Origin of the sequence: Nostoc sp. KVJ3 (assembly GCF_026127265.1) — a bacterium.
Taxonomy (GTDB): Bacteria; Cyanobacteriota; Cyanobacteriia; order Cyanobacteriales; family Nostocaceae; genus Nostoc.
In genome coordinates, this window is sequence record NZ_WWFG01000002.1 from 248894 (window position 1) to 262553 (window position 13660).

Sequence of the window (13660 nt, forward strand, 5' to 3'; positions counted from 1 at the left end):
TCAAAATTTGAGAATCGCTCTGACACCCGATAGCAATGCATATTTATTGTTTTTTACTAGTCATCATCCGAACTCCACCATCAGGAGCAATGGTAAACCCGCGTCGTTAAACAAGGTAATGCAGTGTTGTATGCTCGATTTACTTGTTAGACTGACGCAAGTAAGTGAATTCGCCAGTTATTTAGCACAACTAGACTTAGACTATTACGTAGAAAAACGATCTGCACACACAGGATAAAAAAGTTTATAGTCCTTGGGTGATGGTAAAGATTAGCGAGGCTAATCTTTACTTAATTAGCATTTGAAGAGTTAACTTGACTTGAATTATGGGAACTATCATAGTAACTACCAAAATCTCTTAGAAAACAACATTCAGACAAGTATTAATGTTTAAATTAATTGCTCATATCCCTGACTATAGTATTACAAGTTTAATTTATGAAGCTGCTACCACAGTAATTTATCGAGCAGACTCCAAGGCTAACAGACACTCAGTTATTATCAAACTACTCAAAGCAGAGTATCCGACTATCAAAGAGATTGCTCAACTCAAGCACGAATACGAAATTATCCAAAACCTGAATATTGCAGGTGTAATTAGAGCTTATGAATTAATCAGTTATGACAACGGTTACAGTAATGGTCTAGCACTGGTTTTAGAAGACTTTGGTGGAGAATCTTTAAAAGCTCAGATATCTAATACAGGCTTTGAACTTAGGAAATTTCTCAACATTGCCAGTCAAATTACTGAAACTTTAGGTGAGTTACATACCCAGCACATTATTCATAAGGATCTTCAGCCGGAAAACATTCTTTATAACCCCAATACCGAAAAAATAAAATTGATTGACTTTAGCATCGCTTCGCTGCTGTCAAAAGAAAGCCCAGAAATCAGTAGTCTCAATCTCCTAGAAGGAACGCTGGCTTATATGTCGCCAGAGCAAACTGGACGTATCAACCGAACCTTAGATTATCGTACAGATTTTTACTCATTAGGTGTCATTTTTTACGAAATGCTGACGGGTCAGCTTCCCTTCCACAATGCTCAAGACCCAATAGAATTGGTGCATTGTCACATTGCGAAAATTCCAGTAGCTCCTCACGAGATTAATCCTAATGTACCACAGGGAATCTCTGCGATCGCCATGAAGCTCCTGAGCAAAACTGCTGAAGACCGCTATCAAAGTGCTTACGGGTTAAAGGCTGACTTAGAGCAAGCAGCAATACAACTACAAACAAAAGGCAGCATTGACCTTTTTAACTTAGGTCAGAAAGATTTTTCACATCAATTCCAAATAGCTCAAAAACTTTACGGTCGGGAAGTAGAAGTGGCGGCTTTAATGGCTGCCTTTGAAAAAGTTAGCCTTGGTGAGAGTGAAGTTGTGTTGGTAGGAGGATACTCTGGTATCGGCAAATCCTCACTAGTTAACGAAGTTCACAAACCGATTGTCCGACAACGAGGTTATTTCATCAGTGGCAAATTTGACCAACTCAAGCGAGATATTCCTTATGCTTCTTTGATTCAAGCATTTCGAGAATTGATGCGACAACTGTTAACTGAAAGCCAAGCCAGAGTGGAGGTTTGGAAAAATAAATTACTACAAGCATTGGGAGCTAATGGTCAAGTTATTATTGATGTCATCCCGGAAGTAGAACTGATTATTGGGCAGCAAGCGCCTGTACCGCATTTGGGCATTGCTGAGTCTCAAAACCGTTTTAATCGGGTGTTTAAGCAATTTATCTATGCTTTTACTGCTGCTCTCCATCCCTTAGTACTGTTTTTAGATGACCTCCAATGGGCAGATGCTGCCTCTGTGAAGCTGGTCGAGAATTTGATGACTGACTCAGAAAGTCAGTATCTATTGCTGATTGGGGCTTACCGAGATAACGAAGTTAGTCCCACCCATCCCCTGATACTAATGTTAGAGGCAATTCGAGCATCTGGGGCAACCGTTGAAGAGTTGTTATTGAAGCCATTAGCAGCACCTCATATTACTCAACTCCTTATTGACACCTTCAATTGCGAATCATCTCAGGCAGAAACTTTAGCTGATTTGCTATTTCAAAAAACCCAAGGTAATCCCTTTTTCTTGACTCAGTTATTAAAAGTATTGCATCAAGATAATCTCTTGATATTTGATTATCGTTCGGGTTTATGGCAGTGGGATCTCAACAAAATTCAGTCACAAGCCATTACCGATAATGTAGTTGATTTAATGGTGAATAAAATTCAAAGACTCTCAGAACCAACGCAGCAAGTTTTGCAATTAGCTGCTTGTGTTGGTAATCGGTTTAATTTAGAAATTCTAGCTGTAGTCAACGAAAAATCTGCATCAGCAACAGCAATTGATTTATGGTCAGCCTTACGAGCAGGATTAATTCTACCCTTGAGCGATACTTACAAAATTCCTCAGTTGTTGAACCAGTCGGAATTGGCAACATACTGCGATACTGCGGTACAAGTTGACTATAAGTTTTTGCACGATCGCGTTCAGCAAGCTGCCTATTCTTTAATTCCAACCGACCAGCAACAACAAGTACACCTGAAGGTGGGAAAATTACTATTACATAATACTGAAAAAGCCCAATTAGAAGAACATCTTTTTGAGATCGTCAACCATCTCAATGCTGGCAGTTCATTGATTGTAGAAACAGTAGAAAGATATGAACTGGCAGAATTAAATCTGAAAGCAGGTCAGCGAGCAAAATCATCTTCGGCGTTTGTAACTGCACTCAAATTGCTAGAAACAGGGGTGAGTTATCTACCTAAAAATAGCTGGCAAGATAATTATTTACTTACCTTAGATTTATATTTACAATCTGGAGAAGCCGAATTTTTAAATGGGAAATATGAGGAAGCTTTACTGATTTTTGAGCAGACTTTCAGCCAAGTTAAAACTACTCTTGATATGTGTCGGGTGAATGAATATCGGATTATGTGTTATCGGATGGAGAATGATTTAAACTCCGCATATAAAATTGGGTTAAACACCTTGGAACTTTTAGGCTTGAAGTTTACAGCTTATCCCGATGATGCATATCTGTTGGATAAACTTAATCAAACCAAAAAAGTTATTGGCGATCGCTCAATTTTTAGTCTCACAGAACTACCGCCAATGCAAGACGAAGAGAAGTTAATGGCTCAACGCATCTTAAAAGAAATCTGGCCTATTGCCTACTTTTTAGGATCTAAAGCGTTGCATATCACATCGATGAATATAAATCAACTTTCCGTTCAGTATGGCAACTCTCGAATTTCGGTATTTGGCTATATGCTTTATGCTTTTAATCTGGTGTTTCAATATGGTGAGGTAGATTCAGGTTATCAGTTTGGTGAGCTTTCTTTGCATTTGCATGAAGTTTTAAGAACGAAGGAATTAGAAGCAAATATTTTGAATATGTGGGGCGGTTTAGTTTGTCACTACAAAGACCATATTAGCGAGAGTAAACCTTATTTATTGAAGGGATTTAATAGTGGTTTAGAAACAGGTTCTTATCAATGGTCTGGTTATTGTTCAGTTAATTTTTTATGGCAATGCTTATTTGGAAATGAATCTTTAGAAAAAACCGCAGAAGTAGCCGAAGATTTTATTCCTAGCCTCCGCAAGATTGACAAAAATATGTTGAACTACCATCTGCTGGCTATGGAAGCGATCGCTAATCTGACTAAGCCAGCAGGTAAGATTGACCAACTTGTTGGAACTTGGGCAGATGAACGCCAAGTGCTAGAGTTTGCACTGGCATCTTCGGATATGTTGAGTGCATTTGTAGTTTACATCTATAAACTTGCGCTCTGTAACTGGTATGGAGAGTATACCAAAGCTGTTGAGTATGCAGAGAATGCCGAAAAATTTGTTGGGGGAGCGCGAGGAATTTTTATTAATCCTGTTTTCTATTTTCACCAAAGTATTGCCTTAGCAGGGGCTTATGCGGAGGCAGATACCGCAACTCAAGTTATTTATCTGCATAAACTAAATGCCAACTTAGAAAAATTTCAGCAATGGGCAATGCACTGCCCAACCAATTATCAACACAAATTCTTGCTGATTCAAGCTGAAATTGCTCGGATTTATAAACAAGATTATCAGGCAATGGAACTGTATGACCAGGCGATCGCTTCTGCTGCCGAAAACGGTTATTTACAAAATGAAGCCTTGGCAAACGAACTGGCATTTCGATTTTACTTAGCCAAGGATAGGAAAAACTTTGCCAAAGTTTATTTTAAAGAAGCCCGCTATCGCTATCTCAAGTGGGAAGCTACAGGTAAAGTCCAGCAACTGGATGAACAACATTCCCAAATTTTTAGAGAGCCAGTCAGGGAGGTAAATGGGCAGGGTACGGCGAAGAAGCAGATTCGGGATATTTCTGAAGCTAAAACCCAAACTCTAGATTTAAGCACAGCAATTAAAGCGTCTCAAGCACTCTCAAGCGAGATGGAGCTAAATCGGCTGCTGGAGAAAATGATGACGATCGCGATCGAGAATGCTGGTGCCCAAATGGGTTATCTACTTGTCAAACGGGAAAACCAGTGGGTGATTGAAGCCGAAGGAAGCATTGAGCGAGATCGAGTGACAGTGCGCTCATCTAGTCTGGTGCAAGTAAAGCATAAAATGCCAGTTTTACTGATTAACTATGTTGAAAGAACAAAAGAAAATTTGGTTTTAGACGATGCTAGCCACACAGAGCGTTTTGTAAGTGACGACTATATTGTTGCCAATCAACCCAAATCAATTTTGTGTTTGCCTTTCGCTCATCAGGGTAAGTTAACCGGAGTTCTTTACCTGGAAAATAACCTCACCACCGGAGTCTTTACCGCAGAGCGGTTAGAGGTACTGAACCTATTGACTTCGCAAGTTTCCATCTCTATAGAAAATGCTCGGCTCTACACAAATTTGCACATATACTCTCAGGAGTTAGAAATTTCGGAAACACAAGCGCGTGAGAAAGCAAGGCAGCTAGAGCAGACACTTGATGAATTGAAGCTTACCCAGTCCCAGATGGTGCAAAGCGAAAAAATGTCTAGCCTGGGGCAATTGGTGGCAGGTGTTGCTCACGAAATTAATAACCCAGTCAGCTTTATCTACGGCAACCTTACTTACGTAAATAATTATGTCAAAGACTTGATGAGTGTAGTACAACTTTATCAGCACCAAAACCAGAATTTACCACCTAAAATTCAGAATGAAATAGATGCGGTTGACTTAGATTTTTTGATGGAAGACTTACCTAAGCTCTTGGCTTCAATGAAAGTGGGAACTGATCGTATTCGCCAGATTGTATTATCTTTACGAAACTTTTCCCGCCTAGACGAAGCTGAAATTAAAGCCGTTAATATCCATGAGGGCATTGATAGTACCCTAATGATTTTGCAAAGTCGGCTCAAACCTCAACCAGACTCTCCAGGAATTCAGGTAATACAGGAGTACGGCAACCTGCCACCTGTAGAGTGCTACCCTGGACAACTGAATCAGGTATTTATGAATCTGCTTGCAAATGCGATCGACTCTTTAGACGAATTTAACGAACATCGGACTTATGCCGATATCGCACGTCACCCAAGTATCATTACAATTCGTACTACTGTTGAAGGTGATGTCGCCGTCATTCGCATTGCTGACAACGGTTCTGGTATCGGTGAAAATGTGCGATCGCAACTCTTCACACCCTTTTTTACTACCAAAGCTGTTGGTAAAGGCACTGGTTTAGGGCTATCTATTAGTTACCAAATCGTAACTAAAAAGCATCAAGGACAGTTGGAATGTGTATCTGTTTTCGGACAAGGGGCTGAATTTCTTGTTTCTATCCCCCTTCAGGCAAGGCTAGAAGCAAGAAGTGTCTAATCAATCATTACAGCATAAATATGGGCAGAGTTTACAGTCATGCAAGCCTAACAAGAGGGTGCAGGAAAAGGAGATAAATCCAGCTTGGAGACTGGCAATCGTTTGGCTTTGACAACTCCTAAATCTTGATTTTCAGGAGTAGCTTTTCAGCAAGCCCTATTTAGTTTACAGATTTGAAATTATCGAAACAGAATTCAGTAACGGAGCTAGAAACTCCAGAATTGGTGAATAGCTGAATTCTTCTTCAACGGATGGGTAGTTCAATGATAAACTCTATACCTTCACCTGGTTGGGAATGGTATGTGAGCTTGCCCTGATGATTATTAACCACAATTTGGTAAGCAATAGATAGACCAAGCCCTGTTCCTTTTCCGACGGGTTTTGTTGTGTAAAAGGCATCGAATATTTTTGTTGACTCTGCTTTGTTTATACCTGAACCATTATCGGCAATTCGGAGAATAACTTGCTCTCCAACTACTTCAGTTTTAATTTTAATCACACCAGCATGTTGATAATTTATATCCAGGTCAGAACTTTTATATGTTTCTTCAATTGCATCGATTGCATTACAAATTAAATTCATAAATACCTGATTTATTTCACCTGGAAAACACTCTACAAGTGGCAATTTTCCATATTCTTTGACTAATTGGATGGCTGGATGATGAGCCTTTTGTTTAAACCGATGTCCGAGAATGAGTAATGTGCTTTCTAGACCTTCATGTAAATTAGCTAGTTTCTTACCAACTTCTCTATGTCGGGAGAAGTTGTTCAAATATGACACAATTTCTGTAACGCGCTCTGTACCAACTCGCATAGATTGAATAATTTTAGATAAATCATCTAACAAAAAGTTGAGTTCGCCTTTTTGAATTACGATTTGAATTTCATCTGGTGGTTCAGGGAAATATTTTTGATAGAGATACAGTAAACTAAGCACCTGTTGTACATACTGCTCGACAAAATTTAAGTTGCCAGCTATAAAATTGATGGGATTATTCACTTCATGAGCAATTCCTGCTGTCAGTTGACCTAATGCTGCTACCTTTTCTGCTTGAATTAGTTGAGTTTGAGTCTGTTGTAATTCGGCGTTTTTAGCGCTCAAGGTTTTCGTCAGATTTCTCAGTTTGAGATGGTTTTCAATCCGCACTAAGACTTCTTCATATTGAAAAGGTTTAGTAATATAGTCTACGGCTCCCAATTGCAAACCTTTGACTTTCTCGGCAGTTTCTGAGAGGGCTGTCATGAAAATCACCGGAATATCTTGGAGACGAGGATTGCTTTTTAGATGTTTACAGGTTTCAAAACCATTTATACCTGGCATCATTACATCCAACAAGATTAAATCAGGTAAATCATCATTTTCTAATCGCTGAAGGGCTTTTTCTCCACTCCGTGCTGCCCAAACTTCAAAGCTCGACTGATCCAGAAAACTAGATAAAACTTGTAAATTGGCAGGGTTATCGTCAACGACTAAAACAATTCCCCTAGAAGGAGGGTCATTGATAAAATTTTTAGGATCTCCAATAGTCATTTTCATATTGTTTCCACGGCATATTGAGTCAAGAAACTGAGGATTAAATCTTCATCAAATTGTCTTGCTAGTTGCCGTAGTTCCTTAGCAAATGGTGCGAAGGTTATATCTGTTTCCTCCAGTTGATCGGCCCACTTGAGAATGGCATTGAAGTTACCTTTACTGGCTAAGATGACTAGTTCCTGCAACACTTGGCCAGAAGGGGGGGTTAATTGAGCAGATTGGCTATTTGCTGTCGTTCCTTCTTGAGCTTTTTCTGCATCAGGCTGAGATTGCTTGTAAATCCATACCAAATTTAAGTAGCGTTCTAATTGATGCAATAATTCATCTACTTGTATTGGTTTGCTGAGGAAGTCGTTACCTCCAGCTTGCAGACTGCGATGTTGATCGGCTTCAAAGACACTAGCGGAAGAGACGATAATCAATACATCCTGAATTTCTGGAGTCTTACGCAGGTGTTCAATTAATTCAAACCCATCCATTTCTGGCATTAGCAAATCTGTAACGATCAAGTCTGGCTTGAGAGCGATCGCTTTTTCTAAACCTTCTTTACCGTTGCTGGCTTCAACTACATTAAAACCCAGTGGTTGCAGTAAGTTGGTAATCACTGTGCGATTCTCCCAGCGATCGTCAACCATTAGGATCGTGTATGGGCTACCCTCAAAGCCAATGATTTGTTTCTCCGATCCAGCCATCACAGACTGAAAATAGTCAGTCGCTTCGGAAATCTCCAATGCAAACCAGAAGGTACTCCCCTCACCGATCTGACTCTTAACATGAATATCGCTACCCATCATCTGTACTAACTGCCGAGTAATAGCTAAACCCAAGCCTGTACCTTCTGACTGGCGCTTTTTCTCACCTACTTGTTCAAATGGTAAGAAAATTTGGCTCAATTCTGTGGGACTTATACCAATCCCCGTGTCTTCTACCGTACAGCGAAGGCGATATTTCACTGTCTGTCCATCACTGGGAGGTTGAGCGATTATTTCTATATTGAAAGTAACCTGACCTTTATCTGTAAATTTGATGGCATTTCCCAGCAGATTCAATAGCACCTGACGTAATCTTTTGACATCAATATGAACCCCTGTTGGCAAGTTACTTAAGGGTTTATAGACAAACAAAATGCCCTTTTGTTTTGCCCGAATCTGGCATATTTCGACAATTCCTTGGATAAAAGATGGAAAATGCACATCAGTGGTCTGCAATTCTAGCTTTTTCGCTTCAATTTTGGAGAGATCCAAAATGTCATTAATTAAAGTTAGTAGATGAGAGCCGCATTGTTCAATAATATTGACGTGATATTGCTGTTGTTCAGCTAAACCTTGGGAACGCAGCAATATTTGGGCACAACCGAGAATGCCATTTAACGGCGTTCGCAGTTCATGACTCATGTTGGCTAAAAATTCGCTTTTAGCATAGTTGGCTGTATCCGCCGCAGCTTTAGACTTTTTCAGCTCACCTTGTTCAAATGCTTGCACTTGCCACAAGACAGTAATCATGGTAACACTCAATCCACCGACAATTAAGGCTATCAAATCCAGGAATTGCAATCTAGATTCGATATTTTGCCGGGGAATCACCAAAGCCACAGACCAATTAGCGGCTTTCAACGGCAGATAAGCTACATACTTTTTAGCACCGTCAATTTCCATCAACTCAATTCCCTGTTCTTTCTTTACCATCCGTTGAGCGATCGCATTTAAATCGCGATCGCTCATTTTCAGTAGGCTGGGTGCAGGTTTTTCTACGGTTGACATTAACGCCGAGTTAGGATGAACGATCGCTTGTCCTTGGGAATTGAGCGCAAAAGCATAGCTGTTTGTGTCGTAGCGTAGGGAATTAACAACCTCCGCAATGTGATCGACTCTCACATTACCCTGGAAAGCCCCAATCGGTGAACTACTGCTAGCAGAATTTGACCAGACTGGGGTGGAGATCGCAATTAAAGGAATTCCTGTAGAACGGCTGATGAAAGGATCAGAAATGTTGCTCTTTCCGGCAATTGCTTTTTGAAAGTAGTCTCGATCCTGAATATTTTTATTTGTTCGACCAACTTTTGTATTGGAATATGAACCATCTGGGTTAGCTATTTGAAAAAGGAAAAATTCATTGATGCGCTTAACTTCTGATTTTAAATAGGGTTCTGCCACAGACCAATTTAAGGAGCGTACAGTTGAAGTATTCGCTAGGGTTTCTACCTCCACTTGACGAACGTCTAACCACTCCTCAATTTCAGCTACCCCTCTCTGTACCTCTAAAAAAGCGCTCTGTCTTAAATCTTTGAGCATCATATTTCTAGCGGCTTGATAGGTAAAATAAGCAGAAATACTGACTACAATTGTAGTACTGCCCAGAATCAATCGGATCAGTAAACTTCGTGAGGAATGATTGACTCTATCAGACACTGATATACTGGATTTTGCTTGTATCAGGGGTTAGCTCCTTAATCACATACTTTGCCAATAAGAAATTCTAGATCATCTTTAGATTACCCAACAAATTACTGTTGCTCACAGTTTTTCCTCAAATCATCAATAACTTTATAGTTCCGTCGTGCATTAGAAGTTTTTATTTCTAAAGGATGGAAAGCTCAACGAGCCACTACACGTCCAAACTGAAGCACTTTGCACCACTGGTAACGAAGTCATGGTGCAGCGATCGCCACTATGGAATTCGTCAATAACAACTTATTGATGTAAATTTGAGGTCAATAAATCTTTTTTATCAAAGTCTAATATATACTGTAGCTTGTTGATAAGATTTGATAATCTGTTGCACATTTAAGTTGCATAGAGTCGGCTGTCAGAGTGTAGTCCAATGCCGAATGCGTGAATTTTAAATTGCTTATTGTCGTCTAAATGCCTAGCCTCAAACTTTCGCTGAATGGACTGCAAATTGTCAAACAAGCCCGTCAGGAAAAAGGTTGGACAATTGATAATCCACGCTGGTTAGAGCAAGCAAGTCAAATTCTCGAATCTGGGCGTGACTGGGAAAATGCAGAAGTGTTTGCTGCGGGTATATCTTTACCGACATGGAAACGCTTTCTCAAAGGTAATGCCATTGATGCCTCTGTATTCAAAGCGTTTTGTCAAGTTTTAAGCTTGAATTGGCAAGACTTGCTCGAACGTCCACTTAACTCGTCTCTATCTGCTACAACCCAAATCCCAAATATTCCTTTGTTCTTTGGGCGACGTTACGAGTTGGCGACACTCACCCAGTTAATTGAGCAAGGAACGCGACTGATTGCAATTACAGGGATGGGGGGTATGGGCAAAACGGCTCTAGCAGCAAAATTGGCCACAGCTTCTAAATCGAGTTTTCAGCAAACTCTGTGGTTTGGGTTTCCTCTGACTCCACCAACAATAGATTTGGTTCCACTTCTAGCACCAAAAACCCTGCTAGTCTTTGATGGTTGGGATCGAATTTTAGGTGGCGGGCTACGTCAACGTGCGGGGCAATATCGTTTAGAATACGAATCCTACGCTGGTTTTCTGCGATCGCTAGTGCAAACGAATCATTCAAGTTGTGTGATTTTGACTAGTCGAGAACAACCAGAGGGATTAAATCTTTTGAGTGAGAATGGTGCAGTTATTTTCCCACTCGGTGGTTTGATGGAAGGTGCTATTGAGCTTTTGCAACATCATCAACTCACCTTTGATGCCCAGCAGTGGATTACCCTGGTAAATCAGTATGGTGGCAATCCTTTATTTTTGAATATGGCAGCAAATTTTATTCACGAATTATTTGCTGGGGATGTCGGAGATTTTTTAGCCTCTGGAACCTTAGTTACTGGTGAATTTGAGCCACTAGTAGCGCAATGGTTGAGACATATTTCAATGCTGGAACAAACCCTAATCAAATGTTTGGCTACACAAGTGCAGGGATTAACTCGTGAAGAGATACTATTGTACCTTGGGAATCATCCTTCAAATGGAGATATCTTGGCTGCACTTTTATCTTTAAAGCGCAGAGCATTGGTAGAAACCATGAAAGATGGTAACAAGGAACGCTTTTTTTTACAACCTGTGATTCTCAAATGCGTACAGCGTTTGTTTAGATCCTCAGAGTAGTAGCCAAACTCATTTAACTAGTTAAAAATAAGTATTACTACTCATGTCAAGCAACCAGATCGCACTTTTGCACCTATCTTGGCCTCTATCTTAGTTCGCGGTATAGTACTGCTTTAACTAATTGCCACAATGGAATAGTAAGCGTATGGAGCAAGGTGGCAAAAATAATCGATAAGCCCAACCCTTGGAGGAGGTGAATCAAAGGGTTAAGTGCCAAAAGAGACATTTCTGAGTGTTGCCATTCTGCTAGCCATACCGCGATCGCAGGGGAGAACCCTAACAAATAGAGTGGCATTGTTAACAACCAAGTAGCAACCAAAATAAAACCGATCTGGATAATGTAGGGCGCTGATTGCTGTTTGCTAATGCGTAGGGATTGCCTGACATTGCACTGCTCCACGGCAATTACTAAATTTGACAGAAACCATCTTGCTTCAAGCCAGACTCGAAGCAAAATACTCAGCAAAATTAGCCAACCTCCCCATTTTGAAGTAACAATCGAAAGACTATAAAGAATACAATTTATGTAAATATCAGCCAACCAAAATTGCCAAAATTGATGTCGAATTCGTTGATTATTAACCACTAGCATTTCAGACACCCCGATTAACGTTTGATAAGCCAGTAAACCAATCAAAGCTTGTTGTGAGAGTCCTTTCGCTGAAGCAAAGATACCCAGAGCTAACATTACGATAAGTAGAATTGCCGCAATCGGTAGAGAAATTGAAGTTGCGAAGTTTTGGGATTGCGGAACCAGGGTAATCAAAGCAAAAGAGTACACAAAGAGAACTGCTGCAATCACTAAAATAAACCACAGCAAATTACAGACTAAAAACCAGATGGTAGAAGCCAGAGCAATCTGGAAATACTGGATAAAATTTACCCGGTAAAGCGTCATGGCTTGGTGAATGATGCTCCAAGGTGCAAGGCTCGCTCGTTGGCTGCGGTAGTTCATAACTTCCCCTAATTATTGAAAGCGGCTCATTAGTAATTTCGCTGCTTTAGATTGTGTAATCTAGTTAAGTTTTGGCTCACCACGTAACTGATCTAAAAGTGAGCTTGAAAAAGCCGGAATCAGGTGGGAAGAATGGAATTATCATTACCCTCAACACAGAATTGAAGCCGGATGGAACTGCTGCACCAAAAAGAAGACATCATTGCCCATAAGTATCGGATTCTAGATACTTTGGGACAAGGTGGAAGTGGGACGACATACCTTGCTCAAGACTTAAAAAGCACTCAACAAGTGGCTCTCAAAGCCTTATCATTGCACCGAATGACCGACTGGAAAATGATGGAGTTGTTTGAGCGAGAAGCAAAAATTCTCTCGCAACTCAATCATCCGGGTATTCCTGAATATTTAGGATATTTTCAGATAGAAACCCTCGAAGACCGTTATTTTTACATTGCCCAGCAACTGGCAGAAGGTAAGACACTAGCGGCGTTGGTGGAGAGTGGATGGCGCACAAATGAAGATGAAGTACGGCGCATTGCTATACAAATATTAGAAATTCTAGTTTATTTGCACTCCCTCAAGCCTCCTGTAGTCCATCGAGATATCAAGCCACAAAATATTATTCGCCGTGACGATGGGCAAGTATTTTTAGTAGATTTTGGGGCTGTACAACATACCTATTACACAACTTTTATGCGTGGAAGTACAGTAGTAGGAACTTATGGTTACATGGCTCCCGAACAGTTTCGCGGACAAGCTGTACCTGCTACTGATTTGTATGCTTTAGGAGCAACTTTATTATTTCTTTTGACACACTGTTCTCCCGCAGATTTGCAGAGTGATGGGTTAAAAATTAATTTCCGTCCCCGCGTGCAGATTAGTGAAGAATTTGCCGACTGGCTAGAAAAAATATTAGAGCCAGATACAGAAGATCGTTTCAGTTCAGCACAGAAAGCCTTGGAAGTATTGCAGGGTAAGCGAAAGCTAACTGTAAAATCGAATGTCTCTGTTAGATGGGAAAAAATAGTTCGAGTTGCTATTAGTGCTGTTGCTGCTGTTAGTGCCGTGACTGTTATTACCCTGTTAAATTCCTACAAGTGGGATATCTTAAACAGCATTAGATTTACGGATATTGCTGGCAGAACTCCCGCGCAACTAAGGGAAAAGCGAAGGATAGAGCTTGAGGAGCGTGTAAGAAGGTCAAATTCTCTATAGTCAAACGCAATTAATTACACAAAATTTAGGCTGAAATTAT

At 40.4% G+C, this 13660-nt stretch carries 6 protein-coding genes; 3 read left to right on the forward strand and 3 right to left on the reverse strand.

Annotated elements, in window-relative coordinates:
• The first annotated feature begins 386 nt into the window (after nt 1-386).
• A complete protein-coding gene (locus tag GTQ43_RS17295) occupies nt 387-5840 on the forward strand; it encodes an ATP-binding sensor histidine kinase (RefSeq protein WP_265273979.1) in 5454 nt (1817 codons plus the stop codon).
• Between the two features lie 244 nt (nt 5841-6084).
• Here the strand turns inward: GTQ43_RS17295 and GTQ43_RS17300 are convergent, their stop codons facing one another.
• Together GTQ43_RS17300 and GTQ43_RS17305 are read right to left on the reverse strand one after the other, a co-directional pair.
• Nucleotides 6085-7374: a response regulator gene (locus tag GTQ43_RS17300; protein ID WP_414859120.1), complete on the reverse strand. Its 1290-nt coding sequence runs from the start codon at nt 7372-7374 to the stop codon at nt 6085-6087.
• Between the two features lie 2 nt (nt 7375-7376).
• Nucleotides 7377-9785, reverse strand: a complete 2409-nt coding sequence (locus GTQ43_RS17305) for a hybrid sensor histidine kinase/response regulator (protein WP_265273981.1) — start codon at nt 9783-9785, stop codon at nt 7377-7379.
• 453 nt (nt 9786-10238) lie between these two features.
• On the opposite strand from GTQ43_RS17305, the gene GTQ43_RS17310 reads away from it, so the two are divergent.
• Complete coding sequence (locus GTQ43_RS17310) at nt 10239-11450, forward strand: ATP-binding protein (protein ID WP_265273982.1); 1212 nt, start codon at nt 10239-10241, stop codon at nt 11448-11450.
• Nucleotides 11451-11535: 85 nt separating this feature from the next.
• Here the strand turns inward: GTQ43_RS17310 and GTQ43_RS17315 are convergent, their stop codons facing one another.
• Nucleotides 11536-12405 (reverse strand): hypothetical protein, encoded by an 870-nt coding sequence (locus GTQ43_RS17315; RefSeq protein ID WP_265273983.1) that lies wholly within the window; start codon nt 12403-12405, stop codon nt 11536-11538.
• A gap of 171 nt (nt 12406-12576) precedes the next feature.
• On the opposite strand from GTQ43_RS17315, the gene GTQ43_RS17320 reads away from it, so the two are divergent.
• On the forward strand, nt 12577-13620 hold the full coding sequence (locus tag GTQ43_RS17320) for a serine/threonine protein kinase (RefSeq protein WP_265273984.1): 1044 nt from the start codon (nt 12577-12579) through the stop codon (nt 13618-13620).
• Nucleotides 13621-13660: the final 40 nt, after the last annotated feature.

What these genes read in the sequence shown, in the direction of transcription:
- GTQ43_RS17295 (WP_265273979.1), top strand. Translation starts at nt 387, where the DNA reads ATGTTTAAATTAATTGCTCATATCCCTGACTATAGTATTACAAGTTTA.
- GTQ43_RS17300 (WP_414859120.1), bottom strand. Translation starts at nt 7,374, where the DNA reads ATGACTATTGGAGATCCTAAAAATTTTATCAATGACCCTCCTTCTAGG.
- GTQ43_RS17310 (WP_265273982.1), top strand. Translation starts at nt 10,239, where the DNA reads ATGCCTAGCCTCAAACTTTCGCTGAATGGACTGCAAATTGTCAAACAA.
- GTQ43_RS17315 (WP_265273983.1), bottom strand. Translation starts at nt 12,405, where the DNA reads ATGAACTACCGCAGCCAACGAGCGAGCCTTGCACCTTGGAGCATCATT.
- GTQ43_RS17320 (WP_265273984.1), top strand. Translation starts at nt 12,577, where the DNA reads ATGGAACTGCTGCACCAAAAAGAAGACATCATTGCCCATAAGTATCGG.